Source organism: Blastococcus xanthinilyticus (assembly GCF_008124835.1).
Lineage (GTDB): Bacteria > Actinomycetota > Actinomycetes > Mycobacteriales > Geodermatophilaceae > Blastococcus > Blastococcus xanthinilyticus.
The window spans coordinates 190,316-215,404 of record NZ_VNHW01000006.1; the positions used below are offsets into that span (position 1 = coordinate 190,316).

24 protein-coding genes are annotated in these 25,089 nt (G+C 74.9%); 12 read left to right on the forward strand and 12 right to left on the reverse strand.

Annotation, left to right across the window (positions count from 1 at the left end):
* Positions 1-38: 38 nt before the first annotated feature.
* Positions 39-1,496, forward strand: a complete 1,458-nt coding sequence (locus BD833_RS11390; protein WP_243737599.1) for an MFS transporter — start codon at positions 39-41, stop codon at positions 1,494-1,496.
* Here BD833_RS11390 and BD833_RS11395 read toward each other — a convergent pair.
* Positions 1,493-2,332 carry a potassium channel family protein gene (locus BD833_RS11395; protein ID WP_166533241.1) on the reverse strand — a complete coding sequence of 280 codons (840 nt, stop codon included), beginning with the start codon at positions 2,330-2,332 and terminating at the stop codon, positions 1,493-1,495. The genes BD833_RS11390 and BD833_RS11395 overlap by 4 nt on opposite strands.
* A 235-nt stretch (positions 2,333-2,567) precedes the next feature.
* Between BD833_RS11395 and BD833_RS11400 the strand changes: the two genes are divergently transcribed.
* From BD833_RS11400 to BD833_RS11415, 4 genes are all read left to right on the forward strand, one after another.
* Complete coding sequence (locus tag BD833_RS11400) at positions 2,568-2,999, forward strand: DUF4232 domain-containing protein (protein ID WP_166533242.1); 432 nt, start codon at positions 2,568-2,570, stop codon at positions 2,997-2,999.
* A 31-nt stretch (positions 3,000-3,030) separates the two neighbouring features.
* On the forward strand, positions 3,031-3,738 hold the full coding sequence (locus tag BD833_RS11405) for a response regulator (protein WP_166533243.1): 708 nt from the start codon (positions 3,031-3,033) through the stop codon (positions 3,736-3,738).
* Positions 3,731-4,717, forward strand: a complete 987-nt coding sequence (locus BD833_RS11410) for a sensor histidine kinase (protein ID WP_166533244.1) — start codon at positions 3,731-3,733, stop codon at positions 4,715-4,717. Before BD833_RS11405 ends, BD833_RS11410 begins: the two co-directional genes overlap by 8 nt.
* Positions 4,718-4,814: 97 nt before the next feature.
* Positions 4,815-5,501, forward strand: coding sequence for a hypothetical protein (locus BD833_RS11415; RefSeq protein ID WP_166533245.1), 687 nt, complete (start codon positions 4,815-4,817; stop codon positions 5,499-5,501).
* 58 nt (positions 5,502-5,559) lie between these two features.
* Here BD833_RS11415 and BD833_RS11420 read toward each other — a convergent pair whose 3' ends face one another.
* The 4 genes from BD833_RS11420 to BD833_RS11435 all read right to left on the reverse strand — a co-directional run bounded on the left by BD833_RS11420 (position 5,560) and on the right by BD833_RS11435 (position 10,666).
* Positions 5,560-5,925, reverse strand: a complete 366-nt coding sequence (locus BD833_RS11420; protein WP_166533246.1) for a hypothetical protein — start codon at positions 5,923-5,925, stop codon at positions 5,560-5,562.
* Positions 5,926-5,997: 72 nt separating this feature from the next.
* Complete coding sequence (locus BD833_RS11425) at positions 5,998-6,981, reverse strand: sigma-70 family RNA polymerase sigma factor (RefSeq protein ID WP_166533247.1); 984 nt, start codon at positions 6,979-6,981, stop codon at positions 5,998-6,000.
* A gap of 134 nt (positions 6,982-7,115) precedes the next feature.
* Positions 7,116-8,903, reverse strand: coding sequence for a bifunctional metallophosphatase/5'-nucleotidase (locus BD833_RS11430; RefSeq protein ID WP_166533248.1), 1,788 nt, complete (start codon positions 8,901-8,903; stop codon positions 7,116-7,118).
* A gap of 95 nt (positions 8,904-8,998) precedes the next feature.
* Complete coding sequence (locus BD833_RS11435) at positions 8,999-10,666, reverse strand: hypothetical protein (RefSeq protein ID WP_166533249.1); 1,668 nt, start codon at positions 10,664-10,666, stop codon at positions 8,999-9,001.
* A 235-nt stretch (positions 10,667-10,901) separates the two neighbouring features.
* On the opposite strand from BD833_RS11435, the gene BD833_RS11440 reads away from it, so the two are divergent.
* Genes BD833_RS11440 through BD833_RS11450 form a run of 3 tightly spaced genes read left to right on the forward strand, consistent with a single transcriptional unit; the run spans position 10,902 to position 14,146 of the window.
* Positions 10,902-12,203, forward strand: coding sequence for a sensor histidine kinase (locus BD833_RS11440; RefSeq protein WP_166533250.1), 1,302 nt, complete (start codon positions 10,902-10,904; stop codon positions 12,201-12,203).
* The gene (locus BD833_RS11445) at positions 12,200-12,856 is read left to right on the forward strand and encodes a response regulator (protein WP_243737600.1); all 657 of its coding nucleotides are present in this window, start codon (positions 12,200-12,202) and stop codon (positions 12,854-12,856) included. The genes BD833_RS11440 and BD833_RS11445 overlap by 4 nt, the downstream gene beginning before the upstream one ends.
* A 48-nt stretch (positions 12,857-12,904) precedes the next feature.
* On the forward strand, positions 12,905-14,146 hold the full coding sequence (locus tag BD833_RS11450; protein ID WP_166533251.1) for a GNAT family N-acetyltransferase: 1,242 nt from the start codon (positions 12,905-12,907) through the stop codon (positions 14,144-14,146).
* Between the two features lie 79 nt (positions 14,147-14,225).
* Here the strand turns inward: BD833_RS11450 and argG are convergent, their stop codons facing one another.
* Positions 14,226-15,674, reverse strand: coding sequence for an argininosuccinate synthase (gene argG, locus BD833_RS11455; RefSeq protein ID WP_166533252.1), 1,449 nt, complete (start codon positions 15,672-15,674; stop codon positions 14,226-14,228).
* Between the two features lie 83 nt (positions 15,675-15,757).
* Positions 15,758-16,249: a ribose-5-phosphate isomerase gene (locus BD833_RS11460; RefSeq protein WP_166533253.1), complete on the reverse strand. Its 492-nt coding sequence runs from the start codon at positions 16,247-16,249 to the stop codon at positions 15,758-15,760.
* Positions 16,250-16,276: 27 nt separating this feature from the next.
* Between BD833_RS11460 and BD833_RS11465 the strand changes: the two genes are divergently transcribed.
* Both BD833_RS11465 and BD833_RS11470 read left to right on the forward strand, forming a co-directional pair.
* Positions 16,277-16,942, forward strand: coding sequence for a DUF429 domain-containing protein (locus BD833_RS11465; RefSeq protein WP_166533254.1), 666 nt, complete (start codon positions 16,277-16,279; stop codon positions 16,940-16,942).
* Entirely contained in the window at positions 16,939-17,709 is a 771-nt protein-coding gene (locus tag BD833_RS11470; protein WP_166533255.1) for an MBL fold metallo-hydrolase, read from the forward strand. The genes BD833_RS11465 and BD833_RS11470 overlap by 4 nt, the downstream gene beginning before the upstream one ends.
* Here the strand turns inward: BD833_RS11470 and BD833_RS11475 are convergent.
* Entirely contained in the window at positions 17,696-18,457 is a 762-nt protein-coding gene (locus BD833_RS11475) for an SDR family oxidoreductase (RefSeq protein ID WP_166533256.1), read from the reverse strand. The two genes, BD833_RS11470 and BD833_RS11475, sit on opposite strands and share 14 nt — an antisense overlap.
* A gap of 105 nt (positions 18,458-18,562) precedes the next feature.
* Between BD833_RS11475 and BD833_RS11480 the strand changes: the two genes are divergently transcribed.
* On the forward strand, positions 18,563-19,108 hold the full coding sequence (locus tag BD833_RS11480; RefSeq protein ID WP_166533257.1) for an SRPBCC family protein: 546 nt from the start codon (positions 18,563-18,565) through the stop codon (positions 19,106-19,108).
* Positions 19,109-19,121: 13 nt separating this feature from the next.
* Here the strand turns inward: BD833_RS11480 and BD833_RS11485 are convergent, their stop codons facing one another.
* Positions 19,122-19,784: a DsbA family oxidoreductase gene (locus BD833_RS11485; RefSeq protein ID WP_166533258.1), complete on the reverse strand. Its 663-nt coding sequence runs from the start codon at positions 19,782-19,784 to the stop codon at positions 19,122-19,124.
* A 142-nt stretch (positions 19,785-19,926) separates the two neighbouring features.
* Between BD833_RS11485 and pepN the strand changes: the two genes are divergently transcribed.
* Positions 19,927-22,479: an aminopeptidase N gene (gene pepN, locus BD833_RS11490; RefSeq protein WP_166533259.1), complete on the forward strand. Its 2,553-nt coding sequence runs from the start codon at positions 19,927-19,929 to the stop codon at positions 22,477-22,479.
* A 217-nt stretch (positions 22,480-22,696) separates the two neighbouring features.
* Here pepN and BD833_RS11495 read toward each other — a convergent pair whose 3' ends face one another.
* Genes BD833_RS11495 through BD833_RS11505 form a run of 3 tightly spaced genes read right to left on the reverse strand, consistent with a single transcriptional unit; the run spans position 22,697 to position 25,086 of the window.
* A complete protein-coding gene (locus BD833_RS11495; protein ID WP_166533260.1) occupies positions 22,697-23,152 on the reverse strand; it encodes a DUF5130 family protein in 456 nt (151 codons plus the stop codon).
* Between the two features lie 54 nt (positions 23,153-23,206).
* Positions 23,207-23,614, reverse strand: a complete 408-nt coding sequence (gene ctaJ, locus BD833_RS11500) for an aa3-type cytochrome oxidase subunit CtaJ (protein WP_166533261.1) — start codon at positions 23,612-23,614, stop codon at positions 23,207-23,209.
* 29 nt (positions 23,615-23,643) lie between these two features.
* Positions 23,644-25,086, reverse strand: a complete 1,443-nt coding sequence (locus BD833_RS11505) for an amidase (protein WP_166533262.1) — start codon at positions 25,084-25,086, stop codon at positions 23,644-23,646.
* Positions 25,087-25,089 lie beyond the last annotated feature (3 nt).

The window sequence follows — 25,089 nt, forward strand, 5'->3', positions numbered from 1 at the left end:
AGCACGCGGTGCTGCCGGCAGGCGGAGGAGGTGCGCTCGTGGCCGAACCACCTGTGGCCGGCAGCGGCCTGCGCATGGGCACGCCGCACGCCCGCTGGGTGCTGCTGGCGACCGTGCTCGGCTCCGGCGTCGCCATGCTGGACGCGACGGTCGTCAACGTCGCCCTGGAGCGGATCGGCACCGACCTCGACGCCGACTTCGCCGGCCTGCAGTGGACGGTCAACGCCTACACGCTCACCCTCGCCGCGCTGATCCTGCTCGGCGGATCGCTCAGCGACCGCTTCGGCCGCCGCCGGGTGTTCGTCGTCGGCGTCTGCTGGTTCGCGCTGGCCTCGGCGCTGTGCGGCCTGGCCCCCGACATCGAGACCCTCGTGGCCGCCCGTGCCCTGCAGGGCGTCGGCGGGGCGCTGCTGACGCCGGGCAGCCTGGCCATCATCTCCGCCTCGTTCTCCGGGCCGGACCGGGCCGCCGCCGTCGGCGCCTGGTCGGGGCTCTCCGGCGTCGCCGCCGCGATCGGGCCGTTCGTCGGCGGCTGGCTGGTGGAGTGGAGCTGGCGGGCGGTCTTCCTCATCAACCTGCCGCTGGCCGCGCTGGTCGTCGCGGTCGCGGCCCGGCACGTGCCCGAGTCCCGGGACCCTGCGGCCGCCCGCGGCCTGGACTGGGCCGGGACGGCGCTGGTCGGCGCCGGGCTCGGCGGGCTCACCTACGCGCTCACCGCCGCGGGCGAGGGCGGTGCGGGCACGAGCACCTGGCTGGCCGGGGCGGCCGGAGCCGTCGCCCTCGCCGCCTTCGTGCTGGTGGAGCGCCGCTCCCGGCACCCGCTGGTGCCGCCGGCGCTGTTCGCCGACCGCCAGTTCACCGCCGCCAACGCCGTGACCCTCTTCGTCTACGCCGCGCTGGGCGCCCTGTTCGTCCTGCTGGTGCTGCAGCTCCAGGTGGTCTCCGGGTTCAGCCCGCTGCTCGCCGGCACCGCGCTGCTCCCGGTCACCGTCCTGATGCTGCTGTTCTCCGCCCGCGTCGGGGCGCTCGCGCAGCGCATCGGTCCGCGCGTCCTGCTCACCGCCGGGCCGCTGGTGGCCGCCGTCGGCGTGCTCCTGATGCTCCGGATCGGCGCGGACGCCTCCTACCTGGGCGACGTGCTCCCCTCGGTCGTCCTCTTCGGGGCCGGCCTCACCCTGCTGGTCGCCCCGCTGACGGCCACCGTGCTCGACTCGGCCGAGGACCGCTACGCCGGCGTCGCGTCGGGGGTCAACAACGCCGTCGCCCGGGCGGCCGGTCTGCTCGCGGTCGCGGTCGTCCCGGTCGCCGCCGGGCTCAGCGGCGACGTCCAGACCGACCCGACGGCGTTCGCCGGCGGCTTCCGCACCGCCGTGCTGATCCTGGCCGCGCTCCTGGTCGCGGGGGCGGTGCTCGCCGCCGCGTACGTCCGGCGACCGCTGGGCGCCCCGTCGCCGGCCGTGACGCCGGCGGGCGAGCGGGCGGTCCGCGAGTCCTAGCCGCGAGCGGACCGGGCGGCCGTCGACCCGACCGGCGGACCGTCCCCGGCGGCTGCGTCCAAGGCTGAGCGGTCGCCGGCGGGACCGTCTCCGGCAGCGCCGCCCACCCGGGTGACCTCCGCCCGCAGGGCGGCGATCTCGGCGACCAGCGCCTGCACGTCGCCCCGGGTCAGCGAGGTGGACTCGTCCTCGATCTCCTCGACCCGCTGCACCAGCCAGGACGCGAAGGTGGCGGTGATGACGCCGAGCAGCGCGATGCCGGCCAGCATCAGCCCGGCGGCGATCATCCGCCCGGTGGTCGTCACCGGGTACCGGTCGCCGTAGCCGACGGTGGTCACGGTGGCGAACGACCACCACAGCGCCCCGCCGTAGGTCTCGATGTTGGCGCCCTCGGCGCCCCGCTCGGCGTCGAGGATGGCCAGGGACGACACCACCATCGTCAGCGCGGTGGCGCCGGAGACGTAGACGACGACCCGCCCGCGCAGCGACCGCCCCGCGTGCCGGTTGAGCACCGACAGCAGGGTGACCAGCCGCAGCAGGCGCAGCGGGCGGAACAGCGGCAGGACGACGACGGCGAGGTCCAGCGGGTGGGTCCGGACGAACCGCCGGCGCTGCTCGGCCAGGGTCAGCCGCACTCCGTAGTCCACCGCGAACGCCGCCCAGGTGGTCCAGGCGACGACAGTGCAGACCCACCGCCAGGAGGGAGCCAGGTCCTGGTCGAGGATCGGCCAGGCGTAGGCGGCCAGGAAGAGAACCGCGGCTCCGGTCAGCGGCCACTCCGCGGCCCGTTCCCAGCGCTCGCGGCGGGTGTCCCCCGTCGTCGTCGGATCGGCCATGGGCTCCGACGGTAGCCGCGGCTCCCAGGGCCCCCGGCCTAGGGTGAGGTGCGTGATCTGCCGCCGGCCCGCCGTGATCATGATGGCCGCGGCGGCCCTCGCGGTCGCCGGATGCTCCTTCGAGGGAGACGTCACCACGGCCGACCCCGGGTCCTCCGCGACTGGGGAGCCCTCCGCACCGGCCGGCCCGTCGGCCACGACGCCGCCGACCTCAGGGCCCGCCGGGACGCCGTCCGTGCCGTCCAGCGCGGAGCGCTGCCGTTCCGGCGGCCTGGTGGGCCGGCTCGCCACCGAGGACTCCTCGGCCGGGCACCGGCACGCGCGGATCGAGCTGCGCAACATCAGCGGCGGGACGTGCCAGGTCCACGGCTACGGCGGCCTGCAGCTCGTCGACCAGTACGGCCAGGACCTGCCCACCGAGCAGGTGCGGGTGCCGTCTCCCCCGCCGGAGACGGTGTCCGTGGCCCCCGGCGGGACGGTGACCGCGCAGCTCACCTGGGCCGCCATCCCCGGCGAGGGGGACGAAGAGACGGGGCCGTGCCAGCCCACCCCGGCGACGCTCTCGGTGATCCCGCCCGACGAGACCCAGCCGCTGGCGGTGCAGTGGGAGCTCGGCCCCGTGTGCCAGGGCGGCAGGATCGAGCAGCAGGCCTACGCCGGCGGCTGACCGGCCACCGCGCCAGCGACGGGAGAGACAGATGCCCACCGTGCTGCTCGTCGACGACGAGCCGGCGATCACCGACAACCTCGCGCCGTTCCTCGGCCGGGCGGGTTTCGACGTCACCGTGGCCCGGGACGGCGAGGCGGCGCTGGCGCTCGTCGCCGCCACCCCACCCGACCTGCTCGTGCTCGACGTCCTGCTGCCCGGGCTCGACGGGCGCGCCGTGCTGCGCCGGGTGCGGCAGGAGCACGGCGCCCTCCCGGTCATCCTCCTCACCCAGGTCGGGGAGTCGACCGAGCGGGCGATGGCCCTCGAGGAGGGCGCCGACGACTACCTGAACAAGCCGTTCGACCCGCAGGAGCTGGTCGCCCGCATCCGCGCCGTCCTCCGCCGCGGCCAGGGCGGCGAGGGTCCCTCGCTGACCGGGGCGCAACGGCTGCGCTCCGGCCGGGTCGTGCTCGACCGCGCCTCCCAGCGGGTCCACCGGGACGGCGACGAGGTCGTCCTGACCCCGCGGGCGACCGTGCTGCTCGGCTACTTCATGACCCACCCCGACGAGCTGCTGTCCCGGGAGCGGTTGCTGGAGGCGGTGTGGGGCTGGACGTACCAGAGCAGCGCCCGCGCCGTAGACACGCGCGTGGCGGAGCTGCGCCGGGTCCTGGAGGACGACGCCGCCCATCCCGAGCTGATCACCACCGTCCCGGGACTGGGTTACCGCTTCTCCGGTGCGGTGGAGCGTGCCTGAGCCGCACGGCCCCGCGAACGGCGCCGCACGGCCCCCGGCGAGGAGATCCTGGTGGGCGCGGTGGCTGCTCGCCGGCCTCCCGGCGGCGCTGGGCATCGCCGCCGCGGTCGCCGCGCAGGCCGGGGCGATCGAGGATCCCCGCATCGCCGTCCGCGCCAGTGCGGAACTCGGCGACTGGCTGCTGGCCCTGGGGATCGCCGGAAGCGTGCTGGCGGCCACCGGTGTGGCGGTCCTGTGGCTGCGGCACCGGTACCGGGCGCGGGTCGGCGCGCAGGCGGCCGCGGCCGCCGCCGCGGACCGGCGGCTGCTGCTCTCCCGGCTGGACCACGAGCTGAAGAACCCGCTCACCGCGATGCGCGCCGCCGTCGCCAACGCGGGGTCCGCCGCACCGGGTCCCGACCAGCACGCCGCGCTGGGCAGCATCCAGGAGCAGCTGCTCCGGCTGAGCCGGCTGACGGCGGACCTGCGGAAGATCGCCGAGGTGCAGACCGGCCGCATCGACTCCCGGCCGGTCGACGTGTCGGCCCTGCTGACCGAGGCGGTGGAGGTGGTGGGCGAGCAGCCCGACGCGGCCGATCGCGAGATACGGCTGGACCTGCCCCGCGCGCCGTGGCCACTGCCCCCGGTGCACGGAGACTGGGACCTGCTGTCGCTCGCCGTCGTGAACCTCGTCGACAACGCCGTCAAGTACACGCCGCCGGGCGGCACCGTGGAGGTGCGCGCCCGGGAGACCGCCGGCTCCGTGCTCGTGGAGGTGGCCGACACCGGCGCGGGCATCGACGCGGCCGACCTGCCCCACATCTGGGAGGAGCTGTACCGCAGCCCGCGCGCCCGCCGCATCCCCGGCAGCGGGCTCGGCCTGCCCCTGGTCCGGGCGGTCGTGGAGCGGCACGGCGGCACGACGGCTGCCGAGAGCCGCCTGGGTGCGGGCACCGTCGTCCGGTTCCGCCTGCCGGCGAGGCCTGTGCCGGATCCGTGACAGCCCATGGCGGAACGGGCACGACGACGCCACCGCGCCGCCATCCCGCCTTCCTAGCGTGGACGTCGCAAGGGACCACCACGCACGAGGAGGCATCATGCGACGCACGATCACCGCGGCCGCCGCGCTGCTCATGGCGGCCGGCACCGGAGCCGGTGCGGCCCGGGCCCAGGACGACGCGATCCCGATCCGGTTCGCCGCCGGGAGCACCTCCGACACCGTCTCCGGCAGCCTGCCGCGCGGTGGGGACCAGGAGTACGTGTTCGGCGCCGCCGGCGGGCAGACGGCCGAGATCGACTTCACCTCCGACGCAGCCACCGCGCACTGGACCCTGGTGGGGCCGGGCGGCGCACCGCTGCACAGCGGCATGACCGAGCAGCAGGACGACGTCGTCGTCGAGCTGCCGCGCACCGGCAGCTACCGGCTGGACGTCCAGACCTCCGACCCCGCCGACTACACCCTCGAGCTGACCCTGCCCGTGGAGATCCGTTTCGCCCGCGGCGGGACGTCGGCCACCGTGTCCGGCCACCTCGCGAGCGGGCAGACGCACGACTACACGTTCGACGCCGGGGCCGGCCAGGAGGCCACCGTGGACTTCACGCGGAGCACCGGCACGGCGCGCTGGGTGCTGGCCGGCCCGCAGGGCCAGCCGCTGCACACCGGCATGACCGAGCAGCAGGAGCACGTCTCGGTGCCCCTTCCGGAGACCGGCACCTACCGGCTGGCCGTGGAGACCATGGACGCCGGCGACTACTCGCTGCGCCTGGCGATCCCACCGGCCTGATCCGGCGCCGGCCGTGCCGGCGACGGCTGAGCGGGCGACGGCTGAGCGGGCGGCGGGGTCAGCGAGCCCGGCGCGCGGCCTTCCGCACCGCCCAGCCCCCGGCCGCGTCGGCGGCCCGGCGCCACAGCGGCGCCTGCCGCTCCTCGAGCCGCGCGAGCCTGGCCTCCAGCTCGCCGACCCGGCCGGCGTCCGCGCCGACCACCCGCGGGCGCGCGGCGAGGGCCGACAGCCCCTCCGTGAGCCCCGCGATCAGCTCCGCGGCGTCGCCGGGGGCCAGCCGGGCCGTGCCGACGCACGTCTCCCCGCGCCACAGGCTGAGGTTGAGCAGCCCGTCGTCGGTGTGCGTCGTGACCCGGACGGCCCGCCCGTCGCCACGCGCGTCCCACGTCCATCGCCCGTGTGCGGGCAGCACCACTGCCGTCATCACCTCAGGCTGGCGGGGCGGCGCGGTGCCGTCAACCGGAACCGGAACCGGACGGGCTCACCGGCGACCCGGTCAGTCGAAGGACGTCGGCAGCCCGAGCGCGGCGAACAGCTCGCAGTCGAGGTTGAGGAAGCTGGAGATGTGGGCGATCCGGCCGTCCTCGATCTCCAGCACGTGGAGGCCCCACGGGAGGTGACCACCCCCCTCGGCCGGGCGGTACTGGGCCACCGCCGGCGTGCCGTTCGCCGAGGTCTCGATCAGCCGGGACCCCTGGCACCCCGCACCGGGGCCCAGCATCCAGGTGCCGATGTCGTCGCGGCCGCGCAGCCACATCTCGAACGGCGGCATGTGCTGGGTGGCGTCCTCGTGCAGCAGCTGCACGAAGGCGTCGATGTCGTACCGCTCGAACGCGTCGAGGTACCGGGCCAGCAGCGCGCGGCCCTCGTCGTCCAGGGTGCGCGGGGCCGGCCGGCCCCCGACGTCGGCGAGCGTCGCCCGGGCCCGCTGCAGGGCGCTGTTCACCGACGCCACCGTGGTGTCGAGCAGCTCGGCGACCTCGTCGGCCTTCCAGCGCAGCACCTCGCGCAGGATCAGCACGGCCCGCTGCTTGGGCGGCAGGTGCTGCAGCGCGGCGACGAAGGCCAGCCGCACCGACTCGCGCGCCACCGCCTGCTCCGCCGGGTCGCCGTCCTCGGGGAGGACCTGCCGGTCGAGGACCGGCTCGATCCAGGCCTCGGTGGGGCGGCGCCCGGCCAGCGAGGCGGGCACCGGCGGGTAGGAGTTGCCGGCCAGGTCCATCGGCAGCGCCCGGCGCTGCCGGCCGGAGAGCTGGTCCAGGCAGACGTTCGTGGCGATCCGGTACAGCCAGGAACGCACCGCGGAGCGACCCTCGAAGTCGGCGAGCCCACGCCAGGCGCGGACCATCGTCTCCTGCACCGCGTCCTCGGCGTCGAACACCGAGCCGAGCATCCGGTAGCAGTAGCCGGTGAGCTCGCGGCGGTGCTCGAGCAGCCGCGGGTCCAGCTGATCGGCGGGACCGATGACGGCACTGGTCACGGCAGACCACTCCTCGAAGATCGACGTGCGGGTCAGCACACCACACGGCACCGACAGAACGGGAGCCCCCGGGACGCCGGTCCCGGGGGCTCCCCCTGTTCCCCGCCCTCGCCGGGCGGGTCGGTGTCAGCGCGTCACGGGAGCAGCGGCTCGCCGTCGCGCACGAGCCGCCAGTTCTCGACGAAGAACTCCGCCGGGTCGATCACGCCGACCTCCTGCGCCCGCTCGATGAGCAGCTGGCGGATCTCCCGCTGCTCGTTGTAGACCACCGGCGCGGTGGAGATGGCCGGGAAGCCGCCACCGCCGCTGCGGCGGTAGTTGTTCACCGCCACGACGAACCGGTCGTCGTCGGCCACCGGCGCACCGTCGTAGGACAGCCCCACGATGCGCGAGCCGGCCGGCTGGGCGACGTCGATGTCGTACTCCACGCCCGAGAGGATGTCGTAGTTGTAGTCCGGGATCCCGTTCGGGAAGCCGTCCACGACCGCGTTGGTGATGGTCTCGGGGTCGACGTCCCCGGTCGTCGGCACCTGCTCGAAGTACCGGGCGGAGAACTCCAGGTACTCCTTCAGCTGGGCGCCGGTGAGCTCCACCGCCTCGAGGGTGTTGTCGTAGATGTAGAGCCCGGCGATGTCCCGGATGGTGACGTTCCCGGCGGGGAACACGGCGTCCCGGCTGAAGGGGGCGGCGATCGAGAGCACCGGCAGGTCCGCCCGGTCGGTGCCCTCCAGGGCGGCGTCGACGGTGTCGGTCTGGACGTCCTGGATGAAGTCCAGGATCGCGGTGTCCTCGTAGCGGCTGGTCCGGGCCGAGAGCTCCTCGGCCGAGGTGGCCACGACCTGGTTGACGTACTCCACGGTCGTCGCGTGCGCCTCGGCCGTCGCGGCCAGCACCTCCGGCGACTCCGGGACCCCGGCGGTGCTCAGCGCCTCCGCCGAGGTGCCGACGACGTCCCACCGGCCGCCGCGCCCCTGCTCCAGGTCGATGTCGACCTGGGAGACCGTCGCGCCCCAGCGGTAGGGCTGGGTCAGCAGCACGTCCTCGCCGGTGACCTCGTTGGTCACGACCTGCGACGGCTGGTTCCGGTGCGTGTGGCCGACCACCATGACGTCGATGCCCGGCACGGTGCGGGCGATGACGTCGGAGGGGTTCTCCGTCGGCACCTCGGGGCCGTAGGACGACGTCCCGCCCACCCCGGCGTGCGACAGGACGACGACGACGTCGGCCTTCCGGTCGACCACCGGCACCCACTTCTCCGCCGCCTCGACCATGTCCTGGAAGGTGACCCGGCCCTCGACGTTGCCCTTGTCCCAGATGGCCGAGCCGGGGGTGGTGAGGCCGATGATGCCGACCTTGACCGGCCGGTGGCCGGGCACGCGCATCGTCTCGATGGTGTAGGGCTTCAGGTACGGCCGCGGGGTGCCGTCGCGGAGCACGTTGGCGCCGAGCAGGGGATGGTCGACGTCCTTCTCGTAGGCGCGCAGCAGGTCCAGACCGTAGTTGAACTCGTGGTTGCCGACGACCTGGGCGTCGTAGCCGATGGCGTCGAACGCCGCCGCCATCGGGTGCTCGACGCGGGTCTCGGTGACCGGCTCCTGCCGGGCGTAGTAGTAGCTCAGCGGCGTGCCCTGGAGGAAGTCGCCGTTGTCGACGACGAAGACGCTCTCCTCGCCCCGCTCGGCGCGCACCGAGTCCACGACGGTGCCCACCTTGGCCAGGCCGGTCTCGAAGCCCGCCCGCTCCGAGTAGGGCCGGTCGGCGAAGTAGTCCCAGTTCTGCACGCGCCCGTGCAGGTCGGTCGTGGCCAGCATGGTCAGCGTCAGGTCGTCCGCCGCGTGCGGCGCCGCCGCGGCCGGGCTCAGGGGCGCCATGGTCAGCGCCGCTGCCGTGGCCGCCACGGACAGCGTGATCCGCCGTCTCATCCGGTCGTTCCTCTCGATCGGTGGTCCCCGTGACGGTGCGCAGGGGATCCGGGTCGACGGTAACGACGGATGCGAGGGCGCGGGTGTCCGGTTCCCTACTGGTAGGTGACCAGCTCCGGGAGGGGGGCGACCTGCTGGATCGTCTGCTCCGGGGTGAGCATCGGGAGGTCCTCGTCGATGAAGTTCTTCCAGCCCCAGGAGACCCCCTCCGGCGCGTTGTCGTGCAGCACCCGCCAGGTGGCCTGCTTGGCGCCCTGCCCGCCCTGCCCGTCGACGTGGATCATCAGGTCCAGCTCGTCGCGGGAGGTGTCCAGCCGCTCCAGTCCGGGGAGCATGTCGACGCGGAACTGGTGCAGCACGAGCAGCTTCTGCGGCAGCCGGTTGTCCCGGGTGAGGTCGGCCAGCCAGGTCACGACCTGGTTGACCTCCTCGATGCCGACCGAGCCGATCTGCACCAGGTGCACCTCGTTCGGCCCCAGCCGCCACTCCGGGTCCAGCGCCAGCCCGACGTGCGGGAGCTCCAGCAGCGACCGGTACAGCTCGACCTGGCTCAGGAAGCTCTCCCGCCCCGGCTGGAGGTCCAGGACGACGTACATCCCGGCCTCCCCCGCCGCCTCGACCCACGGGCGCAGGAACTCCGGGTCCGCCTCGGCCGAGTAGTCGCCGTCGTCCCCCGCCGATGCGGACGCGACGGTCGCGATGATCTCGAAGGTGGGGACGACGGTGTCCTCGACCAGCGGCTCGTAGGACGCCGCGTACTCCTCCGCCCGCTGGATGGACGCCTCCAGGGGCTGCTCGCCCATGAGCCCGAGCGCGCCGGTGCCGGGGTGCCCGTACAGCGCCACCAGCAGCGCCCCGGGGAAGAGGGTCTGGCCACCGCCGGGCAGCTGCTCGCCGGTCTGCGCCGTCGCCACCTTCCAGTCCAGGCCCTCCTCCGCGGCGAAGCCCGCCCCGAGGGCGACGACCGCCTCCGGCTCGGCCTCCCCCAGCGCCTCGACCACGTCGGCCGGGACCCGCGGGTCGGTCGCTCCCCCGGTGAGGACGACGCGGGCGCCGGCCGCGCGGGCGGTCGCGATGCCGGCCAGCTCGCCGGGCGCACCGGTCGCGAGCAGCACCGTGCCGGTCAGCGGGTCGGCGCGGTCGACGGCCGGGAGCACCTCCTGGTCCTCCTCGGTGCCCGACTCCGACTCCGACTCCGACTCCGACTCCGCGGCCTCGGGACGCAGGGCGGCCGGCTCCTCCGGGTCCAGCGCCGCCACGGCCGCGGCGTCGCCGTCGGTGGGCACCGGCTCGCCCTCGGCGAGGTCGGTCCCGATCGCCTCGGCGACGGCGGCGGGATCGGCGTCCACCGTCACGACCGCCGGACCGCCCTGGGGCACCCCGCCGGCGGCCTCGCCCACGGCCAGGATCGTCTCGGCGCCGAGCCGGTCCAGCTCGGTGCCGACCGCCTCCGGCGCCTCCTGGCCGGTCGTGACCAGCAGCGGGACGCCGAGCGCCACCGCGGCCGAGGCGCCCATGAGCATGCCCTCGCCGTCGTCCTCGGCCGCGAGCACCGCGACGTCCGAGGAGTCGAACAGCGCCCGGCTGGTGCTCACCGCCGACGCCACCGCCTCCTCGTCGGCGACCAGCGTCAGCGGCTCGTCCGGCGCCGACACCTCGACCTGGGCGGCCGCCGCCTCCTCCTCCGGCTCGTCCTCGATGGTCGCGGTGCAGGCGGCGAGCAGGGCCGCGCTGAGGGCCAGCGGGATCGCGCGAGAGCGCACGGGAGCCTCCGTCGGTGGGGACACGCAGCCGGTGCACGGAGCGCGACGTCGACGGCGTGGGGACCCCCCGACCCTAGCGGGGGACGCTCCCCGGCCCGGCCCCTGGACACCGACCCCGCGCGGCGGGGACCATCCGCGCCGAGATGACCACCGAGCGCCAGTCGGGCCGGCCCGACCCCGTACCGGCCAGCCAGCGGGCTGGGGCCGGGGTCCCGGCGGCGGGAGGGTCGGGGGCATGACCAGTGATACCGCCGTGCTCACCCTGGCGGGCCGCCCCCTGCCGGGCCTCCGCGGCCGCGTGCGGCAGCTCGGCGTGGACACCGGTTACGCGTTGGCCGGCTTCCCCGTGGGCGTGGCCGCGTTCGTCGTCGTCCTCACCGGACTGGCCGCGGGCAGCGGGCTCCTCGTGGTGTGGGTGGGCGTCGCCGTCCTGGCCGCCACCCTGCTGGCCGCCCGTGGCTTCGCCACGGTGGAGCGCGCCTGGCTGCCCGCCGTCCTGGGCACCGCGCTCCCCCAGCCCGCGTACCGGCACCCCGAGGGCCGGGCGGTGCGCCGGCTGACCACCCCGCTGCGGGATCCGCAGACGTGGCTGGACGCGCTGCACGCCCTCGTCCGGTTCCCGTTCGCGATCTTCTGCTTCGTCGTCACCGTGACCTTCTGGGCCGGCGCCCTCGGTGGGCTCACCCACGCGCTCTGGGGCTGGGCACTGCCGGACCCGTCCCGCGATCCCGGCCACGACGACCTGCTGGAGGTGCTCGGCTTCGACAGCACGCCGCTCACCCGCATCGCCCTGTACACGGCGCTCGGGCTGCTGTTCGCCGTGCTCCTGCCGTTCGTCGTCCGGGGCGGCGCCGTCCTGCAGGCCACGGTCGGCCGGGCGTTGCTCACCTCGCGGGCCGCCACCCAGGCCCAGATCGGCCGGCTGTCCGAGGGCCGGGACGCGGCCGTCGCGGCCGAGGCGGTGGCGTTGCGGCGGCTCGAGCGGGACATCCACGACGGCCCGCAGCAGCGGCTGGTCCGCCTGGGCATGGACCTCGCCCGCGCGCAGCGCCAGCTCGACCGGGACCCGGACGCCGCCCGCAGCACGCTCGGCGAGGCCGCCGGTCTGGCCCGGGAGACGCTCGAGGAGCTGCGCGCGCTCTCCCGAGGCATCGCGCCGCCGGTGCTCGCCGACCGCGGCCTGGCCGCCGCGCTGGCCGCGATCGCCGCCCGTTCCCCCGTGCCGATCGAGCTCTCCGTCGACCTGCCCGCGGAGCGGCTGGCGCCGGCCGCGGAGAACACCGCCTACTTCGTGGTCAGCGAGGCCCTGGCCAACGCGGCCAAGCACAGCGGCGCCACCACCTGCGAGGTCGTCGTCATCGCCGCGGGTCCGGCCCTCCGGGTGGTCGTGGAGGACGACGGCCACGGCGGTGCGGTGCAGGCGCCCGGCCACGGCCTGGCCGGCCTGGCCGACCGGCTGCGGGCCGTGGACGGCGTGCTGACCGTCGACAGCCCGCGCGGCGGTCCGACCCGCCTGATCGCCGAGCTGCCCCTGTGACCGAGCGGATGCGGGTGGTCCTCGCCGACGACTCGGTGCTCCTCCGCGAAGGCCTGGTCCGGCTGCTCGAGGAAGCCGGCTGCGAGGTGGTCGCCGCCGTCGGGGACGGGCCGTCGCTGGTGCGGGCGGTCACCGAGCAGCGGCCCGACGTCGCCGTCGTCGACGTCCGGATGCCTCCGACGCACACCGACGAGGGGCTGCGCGCCGCCGTGGAGGCGCGGGCCGCGGCGCCCGGCACCGCCGTCCTCGTCCTCTCCCAGTACGTCGAGGTGGCCTACGCCGACGAGCTGCTCGCCGACGGCGCCGGCGGGGTCGGCTACCTCCTGAAGGACCGGGTCGCCGACGTCGACACGTTCCTCGCGGCGCTGGAGGACGTCGACGCCGGCGGCACGGTGCTGGACCCGCAGGTGGTGGCCCAGCTGTTCGCCCGCCGGCGCGCCGACGACCCGGTGCGCCGGCTGACGCCGCGCGAGCGCGAGGTGCTGGGGCTGATCGCCGAGGGGCACTCGAACACCGCGATCGCCCGGACGCTGGTGGTCACCCCCGGCGCGGTGGAGAAGCACACGCAGCACATCTTCGCCAAGCTCGGGCTCGCACCCGACGAGGACCAGCACCGCCGGGTGCTCGCGACGCTGGCCTACCTGCGCGGCTGACCGGAACTGGTTGGCGTCCTGTCGGCCCGGCCAGGTAGACACATCGCCGTGACCGACGTGGACGCCCGGCTCCGCCCCGTGACCCTCGACGAGTGGCCCGCCTTCACCGCGGCCATGCACGAGGTCTTCGCCGAGGAGCCGCCCGCCGACTTCGCCGAGCGCCCCTCCTCGGTGGCCGAGCTGGACCGGTCCCTGGCGCTGTGGGACGGCGACCGCGTGGTCGCGACGTCGGGCATCTACAGCCGCACCCTCACCGTGCCCGGGGCGGTGGTGCCGTGCGCCGGCGTCACCTGGGTGACCGTGGCGCCGACCCACCGCCGCGGCGGCGTCCTCACCGCGATCATGCGCCGTCAGCTCACCGATCTGCACGAGCAGCAGCGCGAGCCGGTGGCCGGGCTCTGGGCCGCCGAGTACCCGATCTACGGCCGGTTCGGCTACGCCCCGGCGACCGTGGAGGCGCGGTTCACCGGCCGCTCCGAGCGGCTGCGGCTACGGCCGGACGTCGACCTGGGCACCGGCCGGGTGGAACGGGTGAGCGCCGAGGAGTACCGCCCGGCCGCCGTCGCCGTGCGCGAGGCGGTGGGCCGGTTCGTGCCCGGCACCATGGCCCGCGACGACCGCTGGTGGGACCGGCAGCTGCGCGACGACCCGGCGCAGCGGAAGGGCGCCACCGCCCGCCGGTACCTGCTGCACCGGGAGGCCGACGGCGCGGTCACCGGGTACGCGGCCTACCGGGTGACCGACACCTGGACCGACACCGGCGAGCCCGACGGCACGCTCACCGTCGAGGAGGTGCGGGCCACCAGCACGCCGGCCTACGCCGCCCTCTGGCAGCTGCTGCTCTCGATCGACCTGGTGCGCACGGTGAAGTACCCGTCCTCCTCCCCCGACGACCCGCTGCGCTGGCTGATCACCGACGGCCGCGCGCTGCACAGCACGCCGGTGGACGGGCTGTGGCTCCGGCTGGTCGACGTCGACCGCGCGCTGGCGGCCCGCCGCTACCCGACGCCGATCGACCTCGTGCTCGAGGTGCGCGACCCGTTCTGCCCGTGGAACGACGGCCGGTGGCGGCTGTCCGGGCACCCGGCGGGCGGCTACTGCGCCCGCACCGACCGCGACCCCGACCTCTCCCTCGGCGTGGAGGAGCTGGCGGCGGCCTACCTGGGCGGCGTCTCGCTGGCCACGCTGCAGGCCGCCGGGCGGGTCACCGAGATCAGCCCCGGCGCGGTCACGCTGGCCGGCGCAGCGTTCGGCTGGCCGGTGACCCCGTGGTGCCCCGACAGCTTCTGAGCCCGGCCGGCGGAGCGTCGTCCCCCGGTACGGCATTCCGTGCGCGGAGATGTCGCACCGGGGGACGGCGCCCGGCCACTCAGTCGGTGCCGGCCTCCATGGCGGCCCGGTCCAGCAGCTCCTCGTCGGCCGACACCTGACCGCGGGAGGCGATCGCCTCGGCGCCGCCGGCGGACATGGCGCCGATCAGACCGGTCGCGGCCGCCTGCGCGGCACCGATGGAGGCCGGCTGGCCGCCGCCCACCATGCCGAGGCGGGCGTACTGCTCCAGCTTGGCGCGCGAGTCGGCGATGTCCAGGTTGCGCATGGTCAGCTGGCCGATCCGGTCCACCGGCCCGAAGGCGGAGTCCTCGGTGCGCTCCATCGAGAGCTTGTCCGGGTGGTAGCTGAAGGCCGGGCCGGAGGTGTCGAGGATCGAGTAGTCCTCGCCCCGGCGCAGCCGCAGGGTGACCTCGCCGGTGACCGCCATGCCGACCCAGCGCTGCAGCGACTCCCGCAGCATCAGCGACTGCGGGTCCAGCCAGCGGCCCTCGTACATGAGCCGGCCCAGCCGCCGTCCCTCGCTGTGGTAGGTCGCGAGGGTGTCCTCGTTGTGGATCGCGTTGACCAGCCGCTCGTAGGCGATGTGCAGCAGGGCCATGCCCGGCGCCTCGTAGATGCCCCGGCTCTTGGCCTCGATGATCCGGTTCTCGATCTGGTCGGACATGCCGAGGCCGTGCCGCCCGCCGATGGCGTTGGCGGCGAGCACCAGGTCGACGGCGGAGCCGAACTCCTGCCCGTCGATCGACACCGGGCGCCCCTGGGCGAAGCCGATGGTGACGTCCTCGGGAGCGATCTCCACCGCGGGGTCCCAGAAGCGCACACCCATGATCGGCTGGACCGTCTCGAGTCCGGTGTCCAGGTGCTCGAGGGTCTTCGCCTCGTGCGTGGCGCCCCAGATGTTGGCGTCGGTCGAGTAGGCCTTCTCGGCGCTGTCGCGGTAGGGCAGGTCGTGCGCGACCAGCCACTGCGACATCTCGGTGCGGCCGCCGAGCTCGGTGACGAAGTCGGCGTCCAGCCAGGGCTTGTAGATGCGCAGCGAGGGGTTGGCCAGCAGGCCGTACCGGTAGAAGCGCTCGATGTCGTTGCCCTTGAACGTCGAGCCGTCGCCCCAGATCTGGACGTCGTCCTCGAGCATGGCGCGCACCAGAAGGGTGCCGGTGACCGCGCGGCCCAGCGGGGTGGTGTTGAAGTAGCTGCGCCCGCCGGAGCGGATGTGGAAGGCGCCGCAGGTCAGGGCCGCCAGGCCCTCCTCCACCAGCGCCGCCCGGCAGTCGACCAGCCGGGCGATCTCCGCGCCGTAGGCGGTCGCCCGGCCGGGGACGGAGGCGATGTCCGGCTCGTCGTACTGGCCGATGTCGGCCGTGTACGTGCACGGCACCGCCCCCTTGTCGCGCATCCACGCGACCGCTACCGAGGTGTCGAGACCGCCGGAGAAGGCGATGCCGACGCGTTCGCCGGTGGGCAGGGAGGTGAGCACCTTGGACACGCTGGCAAGTATGCACGACGTTGCATAGTCATTCAGCGGCGCCCTCGGCGGGACGGGAACAGGGGCCGTTCCGCCCGCCGTCGTCAGGGGTGCCGGGTGCGGGTGGGCAGGCCCCCGGCCGGGCGGTGGCGGTCCCGCTCGTAGTCCGAGATCAGGCCGATGCGGCGCACGTGCCGCTCGTCCCCGCTGAACGGCGTCCGCAGGAACTCCAGCACGAGCTCGGTCGCCTCGTCGTCGCTGTGCTGGCGGGCGCCGATCGAGACCACGTTGGCGTCGTTGTGCTGGCGGGCCAGCTGCGCGGTGGCGGTGTTCCAGACCAGGGCGGCGCGCACGCCGGGCACCTTGTTGGCCGCCATCTGCTCGCCGTTGCCCGAGCCACCGATGACCACACCGAGCGTGCCGGGCTCGGCGACCGTCCGCTCCCCCACCTCGAAGCAGAACGGCGGGTAGTCGTCCTGGGCGTCGTACTCGAAGGCGCCGCAGTCGACCGGCTCGTGACCGGCGTCGGCGAGGGCCTTCTTCAGGTGCTCCTTGAACTCCAGGCCGGCGTGGTCGGTGCCGATGAAGACGCGCATGGCGAGGAGTCTGACAGGCTCCCCGGCGTGGCTGTGCTGGGGCTGGACGGCTGGCGGGGCGCCTGGGCCGGCGCCCTGCTGCACGACGGCGAGGTGACGCTGCTGGCGCTCCCGGACGTCGCGTCGGCGCTCGCGCTGCCGGGCCTGGACGCGGTGGCGGTCGACATGCCGATCGGCCTCTCGGAGCGCGACCCACGCCCGTGCGACGTCGCCGCCCGGCGGCTGCTGGGCCGCGCGGGCAGCTCGGTCTTCCCGGCTCCGCTGCGCCCGGTCCTGGACGCGGTGGACTACGCCGACGCCTGCCGGATCGCCGTCGCCGCCTCGGGTCGCGCGCTGTCGAGGCAGGCGTGGGGGCTGGTGCCGTCGATCCGCTCGCTGGACGACGCGCTGGGCGACCCGCCCGATCCGCGGGTGCACGAGGTCCACCCCGAGCTGGCGTTCCGCGCGCTGGACGAGCAGGTGCGCGACCCGAAGATCGCCGCCCGCGGGCTGGCGCAGCGCCTGGCGGCCCTGCGCCCGGCGATGGACGTCGACCGCGCGCTGGCCGAGGCCCCACCGAGGCTGCCGGCCGTCGACGCGCTGGACGCCTGCGCCGCCGCCTGGTCGGCGCAGCGCCTCGCGGCCGGCACGGCAGAGTCGGTGGGCGACGACGCGCGGGACTCCCGCGGCCGGCCGATGCGGATCAACTGGTGAGCACCGGCTGGCAGGAGGTGGCCGACGGCGTCCTGGTGCGCCGGCACCGGTCCCTGGACCTCAACTGCGGCCTCGTGCTCGGCGACGGGGCCTGCCTCGTCGTCGACACCCGGTCGCACCTCGGCGAGGCGGCGGACCTGGTGGCGGCCGTCCGCGCGGTCACGCCGCACCCGTGGACCGTGGTGAACACCCACGCCCACTACGACCACTGCTTCGGCAACGCGGCGTTCCGGCCGGCACGGATATGGGGCTCACGGGGCTGTGCGGCGGCGCTGCGCGCCGAGGGCGAGGCGCAGCGGTCCGCCGTCGTCGCCACGCTGGCCGCCGGGGAGGCCGCGCTCCTCCGGGCCACCCCGATCGACCCGCCGGACCAGCTCGTCGACGACGTCGCCGTGCTCGACGTCGGCGGCCGCGAGGTGGTGCTGCGGCACCTCGGCCGCGGGCACACCGACCACGACCTGGTGGTCGAGGTGGAGACCGCCGGCGACGCGACCGTGCTCTTCGCCGGGGACCTGGTCGAGGAGGGGGCGCCACCTGACTTCGGGGACTCCTGGCCGGCGGACTGGCCGGCGACCCTCGGCCGGGTGCACGCGCTGGCCCGCGGCCCGGTGGTGCCGGGCCACGGCGCGGTGGTCGACGCAGCCTTCGTCGGTGCCCAGCGGGAGGAGCTGCTCGCCGTCCTGACCGCGCTGCGCGAGGGCCGGCCGGGGCCCTACCCGGCCGCGACGATGGCGGTCGCCGCCGGGCGGCCCCTCACGACCCGGTGAGCCGGCGGACGACCGACAGCGGCAGCACGCGCAGCAGCGCGGCGACCGGGCGCCACGGGAACCCGGGCACGTAGCCGCGCACCGGCTCGCGCTCGATGACCTGGGTGAGCGCATCCACGCCCTTGTCCAGGCCGACCGTGAGCGGGCCCCGGCGGCCGACGTTGATGTCGGTGGCGATGTAGCCGGGCAGCACCGTGGAGACGACGATCTGCGAGCCGTAGACGTCCGACCGGATGCCCTCGGCCAGCGCGTTCAGCGCCGCCTTGCTGGCGCCGTACGCGGTCCGGCTGCCCGGCATGCCGCGCACGGAGGCGACCGAGGAGATCAGCACCAGGTGGCCCGCACCCTGGCGGCGGAACAGCTCCATCGCCACCTCGCACTGCGCGTGCGCCCCCAGCACGTTCGTCTGCAGCACGGCCCGGTTCCGGTCGGCCTCACCCGTGCCGACGGAGGCCCCCTTGCCGATCCCGGCATTGACGATCACCCGGTCGAACCCGCCCAGCCGGTCGGCCAGCTCGGGGAAGACGGTCGCCACCGAGGCCGGGTCGTCGACGTCCATCGCGGCGACCTCGACGCGCACGCCGGGATGGGCGTCGCGGAGCTCGGCCTGCAGCGCCTCGAGCCGGTCGACCCGGCGGGCGCACAGGGCGAGGTCGCGGCCCATCGCGGCGAACCGGCGGGCCATGCCCTCCCCGAGACCGGAGCTGGCGCCGGAGATGAAGATGCGCTGGCGGGTGAGGTGCGGCATCCCGTCAGGATGCCAAAGACCCGGGATCCAGCTGCGCCGGCGATGAGTCGGCGCCGGCGCCGGAGTCCACGAGTACAGGAGGAGTCACTGCGGAAGGAGCTCCACATGTCCGAGGACGGTTCCGGCGACGTGGTGGTGACGCGGGAGATCGACGCGCCGCCCGCCGTGGCGTGGCAGGCGTGGTCGGACTCCGACCTGATCCGGCAGTGGTGGGGCCCCACCGGATTCACCTGCCCGCGGGCCGAGGTCGACTTCCGGGTCGGCGGCACGACGCTGGTCGCCATGCAGGCCCCCCGCGAGCACGGGGCCTTCCGGATGCACAACCGGTGGACGTACCGCTCGATCGCCGAGCCCACCCGGATCGAGTTCGTCAGCGAGTTCGCCGACTCCCTCGGGCGGGCCGTCGAGCCTGCCGAGGCCGGGATACCGCACGGCGTGCCCGCGCAGGTTCCGCACGTGGTGGAGCTGGAGCCGCTCCCCGGCGGCCGCACACGCGTGACGGTGCGCGAGACCGGCTACACCGACGAGGCCGCGCGTCAGCAGTCCCGGGCGGGCCAGGAGCAGTGCATGGACAAGATGCAGGCGTCGCTCGCCGCCTGGCGCACGTCAGGGCGGTACCCGCCGTCGGCATCGACCGCGGGCACCGCCTGAGCGTGCACGGGGCTCAGCGTCGGGTGAGCTCCAGGGCGTCGGCCGGCACCGACTCCATGTCCGGCCCGGAGAGCCGGGTGCGCTTGAGCTCCCAGAAGTCGGGGAGGTTGGCCAGCAGCACCGCGCCGTCGAAGGCCTTGCCGGCGTCCTCGCCGGTGGGGACCTTGCTGATCACGGGCCCGAAGAACGCCACGCCGTCGATGTGCATGACCGGGGTGCCGACGTCGTCGCCGACCGGGTCCATCCCCTCGTGGTGGCTCTTCTCCAGCGCCTCGTCGAACTCGGTGGAGGCCGCGGCCTGCGCGAGCTCCGCCGGCAGGCCGACCCGCTCGAGGGCCGGGGCGATGACGTCGGCGATCTCCAGGCCGTCGTGGTGCCGGAGGGTGCCCATGGCGGTGTAGAGGTCGCCGAGCACCTCGTCGCCGTGCTGCTGGGCGGCGGCGACCGCGACCCGCACCGGGCCGATCGCCTGCTTCATCATCTCCTGGTAGTCCTCGGACAGGTCGCGGCCGCGGTTGAGCACGGCCAGCGACATGACGTGCCAGTGCAGGTCGATGTCGCGCACCTTCGCGGCCTCCAGCACCCAGCGGCTGGTCAGCCAGGCCCACGGGCACAGCGGGTCGAACCAGAAGTCGACGCGGGCCGTCGTGGGGGCGCTCTGCACTGCCTCGGTCATCCGTGCTCCTCGCTCCATGGGCCCGGGGCGGGAGCGCCCGGGCCGTCCGTGTGGCTGCCAAGTCGGGTGGCGGGCGGCTTGTTCCCCGCCGGAACCCGTGCGCGGGCGGCGGACCCTCCGCACCGCATGACAAGCTGCCGCAGTGGCTGTACCCAACCTGACCCGCGCCGATGCCGCCGTCCGCGCCGAACTGCTCGCCGTCCAGAGCTACGACATCTCCCTCGACGTGACCGACGGAGCCGGGCATCCTGGCGACGGCACCTTCCGCTCCACGACGACCGTCGAGTTCACCTGCCGCCAGCCGGGCGCCGAGACGTTCATCGACCTGGTGGCCGAGACGGTCGTCTCGGCGACGCTCAACGGCACCGACCTCGACGTGAGCACCTACACCGAGGACGGCGGCCTGCCGCTGCCCGGCCTGGCCGAGCGCAACACCCTCGTGGTGACGGCGGACTGCCGCTACTCCAACAGCGGCGAGGGGCTGCACCGCTTCCTCGACCCGGTCGACGACCAGGTGTACCTCTACACCCAGTTCGAGCCGGCCGACGCCAAGCGGATGTTCACCTGCTTCGACCAGCCCGACCTCAAGGCCACCTTCACCCTGCACGTGACCGCGCCGTTCGACTGGCAGGTCATCTCCAACACCGGTGACCGCACCATCGAGGCGGGCGCCGGCGGTTCGCAGCTGGCGCACTTCGCCCCGACCAAGCGGATCTCCACCTACCTGGTGGCCCTCGTCGCCGGCCCGTACGCCAAGGTCACCGACCTGCACGAGGGCATCCCGCTGGGGCTGTACTGCCGGGCGTCGCTGGCGGAGTTCCTCGACCCGGAGGAGATCTTCCGGGTGACCAAGCAGGGGTTCGACTTCTACCACCGGGTGTTCGACTACCCGTACCCGTTCGACAAGTACGACCAGCTCTTCGTCCCCGAGTTCAACGCCGGGGCCATGGAGAACGCCGGCGCGGTGACGTTCCTGGAGGACTACGTCTTCCGGTCGAAGGTGAGCCGGGCCCGGTACGAGCGCCGCGCGGAGACGATCCTGCACGAGCTCGGCCACATGTGGTTCGGCGACCTGGTCACCATGCGCTGGTGGGACGACCTGTGGCTCAACGAGTCCTTCGCCACCTACATCAGCACCCTGTGCCAGGCGGAGGCCACCGAGTACCGCACGGCGTGGACGACGTTCGCGAACACCGAGAAGGCCTGGGCGTACGCGCAGGACCAGCTGCCCTCGACCCACCCGATCGCCGCGGACATCCCCGACGTCGCCGCGGTCGAGGTGAACTTCGACGGCATCACCTACGCCAAGGGCGCCTCGGTGCTCAAGCAGCTCGTCGCCTACGTCGGGCGGGAGGAGTTCCTGGCCGGCGTGCAGCGGTACTTCCGCCGGCACGAGTACGGCAACACCACGCTCGCCGACCTGCTGGGCCCGCTGTCGGAGAGCTCCGGTCGCGACCTGTCGGAGTGGGCCGACCAGTGGCTGCGCACCAGCCAGGTCAACACGCTGCGGCCGGTGTACGAGCTCACCGACGACGGCCGGTACGCGAGCTTCGCGATCGAGCAGACGGCGGTCGCCGAGCACCCGGTGCTGCGCAACCACCGGCTGGCCGTGGGGCTCTACAGCGGCGGCCCCGAGGGGCTGACCCGCAGCTCCCGGGTGGAGCTCGACGTCGCGGGGGCCCGTACCGAGGTCGCGGAGCTGGTCGGGCACCCGGCCGCGGACCTCGTGCTGGTCAACGACGACGACCTCACCTACGCCAAGCTCCGGCTGGACGAGCGCTCGCTCGCCACGCTGCGCACCCGGATCGGCGAGCTGCCCGACCCGCTGGCCCGCGCGCTGTGCTGGTCGGCCGCCTGGGACATGACCCGGGACGCCGAGCTGCCCGCCCGCGAGTGGGTGCGCCTGGTGCTCGCCGGGATCGGCGCGGAGACCGAGAGCAGCGTCATCCAGTCGCTGCTGGCCCGGGTGCAGGCGGCGCTGTCCTCCTTCGCCGACCCGGCCTGGGCGCCGACCGGCTGGGCCCAGCTGGCCGACCACGCGCTGGCCGCGCTCGAGGCGGCGCCCGCGGGCAGCGACCAGCAGCTGCTGTGGTCGCGCACGCTGGCCAGCGCGGCGCGCACCGACGAGCACGCCGCGGCGCTGCGCGGCCTGCTCGACGGATCGCGGACGGTCGAGGGGCTCGAGGTCGACGCCGACGCGCGCTGGGCGTTCCTGCACGGGCTGGTCGCCATCGGCGCGGCCGGGGACGCGGAGATCGACGCCGAGGCCGAGCGGGACGCCACCGCCACCGGCAGCCGGCGCGCGGCCACCGCCCGGGCGCTGCGGCCCACCGCGGAGTCCAAGGCGGACACCTGGCAGCGGGCGTTCACCGACGACACGCTGCCCAACGCGGTGCACGAGGCGATCCTCCAGGGCTTCTGGCACCCGGCGCAGCGGGAGCTGACCACGGAGTACGTCGACCGCTACTTCGCCGAGGTGCGCCCGGTCTGGGACCGCCGTCCCGGCGAGATCGCGAAGAACACGGTGCAGTACCTGTTCCCGCCGGTCGTCGAGCCCCGGACCATCGCCGCGGCCGACGCCTGGCTGGCCGACGCCGAGCAGCCGCCCGCGCTGCGCCGGCTGGTGTTCGAGGGCCGGGACGGCATCGCCCGCGCGCTGCGCGCCCGCGAGCGGGACGCCGACGCCGGCGCCTGACCGCGGTACGGCAGAGCCCCGCCCACCGGCCGGTGGGCGGGGCTCCGTCGTCCCCAGCCCCCCATGACGATCAGGTCACCTGATCACAAAGGGTCCTGGCTCAGCACCGGTGGTGAGCCAGGACCACAAACGATCAGGTCACCTGATCAACAGGGGGCAGGTGGAACGACAGAGGCGCCGCACCCACGTGGGGTGCGGCGCCTCTACCGCAGTGTGCTCAGGGGCGCAGGCCCGCCGGGTGGCCGGCCTGGTCGGAGAGCTGGCGCAGCCCGTTGACGATGCCACCCACGAGGTCACCGGCCCCGAAGGAGCTGGTCATCGACAGGACGGCGAGCGCGCAGGCGCGGTCGGGCAGCCGGCGGGCCGCACCGGCGCCGGTGACCACCTCGACCACCCGCTGGCCGGGTGAGACGGCGATCAGCACCGCGTCCGAGGGGGTGGCCCCGGAACGGGCGTGCAGCTCCTCGGCGTGCCGGCGGGTGGGGGTGCCCAGCTCGCCGACGTAGAGGGTGAAGCGCAGCCCCGTCTCGCGGGAGGACATGGTGAGCGCCTCGTCGAGGCGGGCCAGCTCCTTGAAGCTGAACACCTCGTCGAGGCGGGGCTCCTCCGTGCGCGAGGGGGCGGTGCCCTCGCTGGCGGTGTCGTGGGATTCAACGTCGAGCGCGCGGGTCATCGCCGGTCTCCGGGGGTGGTCGTCGGAACGTCAGGAAGGGTCACCGGGGTCTCGTCACCAGGTCCCACGGGCGCCGCCGAGCGGGCCGGCGGGCGGCGGGACGGACGCGGCGGTGGCGCCGCCGACGGGCCGCGCCGTCCCGGTGGCGACTGCGGGGCCGGAGCCGTGCCCGGACTCCAGGGCGCGCTCCCCCGGCTGCTCCGGGTACATCGACGAGCCCAGCGCGGCGGTGCCGCTGCCCGGGACCGCCGCCGGCCCGTGCGCCGCGGCCGGGCCGTGCTCGGAGCCCCCGCCGACGTGCGCCGGGTGCGGCTCGAACCACACCGGGGCGTGCTGCCACGGCTGCCCCGGCTTGTAGCGGGGGCGGCGGTCCTTGCCCGGGCGGAGCGTCAGCAGGGCCAGCACGGCGACGATGGCCAGGGGGATGCCGGCGAAGACGAGGTACCACTCAGCGTCGAACACAGGAACAACTTACCGGCAGCGGCCCGTGATCATCGGCTGCCCGCCCAGACGGCGGGGCGACGGTGCGCCCACGGCCGGGCCGCCTCCAGCTGTGCCGACAGGGAGATCAGCGTCGCCTCGTCCGCCGGCCGGCCGACCAGCATGGTGCCGACGGGCAGGTCGTCCGCCGTCCAGTGCAGGGGCACGCTCACCGCGGGCTGGCCGGTGACGTTGAACAGCGCGGTGAAGGCCGCGTAGCGCTTCTGCCGCTCGAAGTCCGGGGCCCCCTCGCCGTCGGCCTGGAACCAGCCGATCGGCCGGGGGGTCATGGTGAGCACCGGGGCGAGCAGCACGTCGTAGCCCGCGGTGGCCCGGATGAACTGCCGGGAGAACAGCCGCAGCGCGAACATCGCCTGCATCGCGTCCGCCGCCGACAGGGCCAGCCCCCGGTCGCGCATCCACCGGGTGAGCGGCCGCAGCCGGTCGATCCGGTCGGGCGGCACCGGCAGGGTGGTCGCGCTGAGCGCCCAGACCGTCTCGAAGGACGGGAGCACCGCCGGGTCCAGGAGGCCGGCCGGGGCGTCCTCGACGGTGTGGCCGAGGCTCTCCAGCAGCCGGGCGGCGTCGTCCAGCGCCCCGGCGACCTCCGGCTCGAGCTCCACCCCCGGGATCGGCGACTCCACGTAGCGGCCGATCCGCAGCCGCCCCGGCTCGCGGTCGGCGCAGCCGAGGAACGTCTCGCCGGGCGGCAGCGGCGGCGCCCAGAACGGGTCGCCGATCTCCGGGCCGGCCATGGCGTCGAGCATCGCGGCGGCGTCCCGCACCGTCCGGGCCAGCGGGCCGTTCGTGCCGAGCCCGGTGGTCTCGCTGCCGTACGGGGCGTTGCTGATCCGCCCGCGGGTGGGCTTGATGCCGAACAATCCGTTGATGCTCGCCGGGATGCGGATCGAGCCGCCGCCGTCGCTCCCCTGGGCGAACGGCACCATCCCGGCGGCGACGGCGACCGCCGCTCCCCCGCTGGAGCCGCCGGCCAGACGGGAGGGGTCCCACGGGCAGCGGGCCGGGCCGGTCACGTCGTTGTCGGTCCAGCAGGGGAAGCCGAACTCGGGGGTGTTCGTCTTGCCGAGGCTGATCGTTCCGGCGGCGGCCAGCCGGGTGACCACCGCGTCGTCGACGGCGGGCACGAAGCGGGCCATCGCCGCCGAGCCGAACGTCGTCCGCACCCCGGCGGTGTTGTTGAGGTCCTTGATCGCGGTCGGGACGCCGAGCAGCGGCGGCAGCTCCCCGCCCTCCCGGAGCCGGTCCTCGGCCGCGGACGCAGCGGCGCGGGCGCGCTCCGGCGTGACGGTGATGAACGCCCCGAGCCCCGCGTCGAGGGCGTCGATCCGGCTCAGCGCGTGCTCGACCAGCTCCGTCGGGCTGACCTCCTTCGCGCGGACGGCGGCGGCCTGCTCGAGCGCGGTGAGGTCGTGCAGCTGGGTGCCGGAGGTCACGTG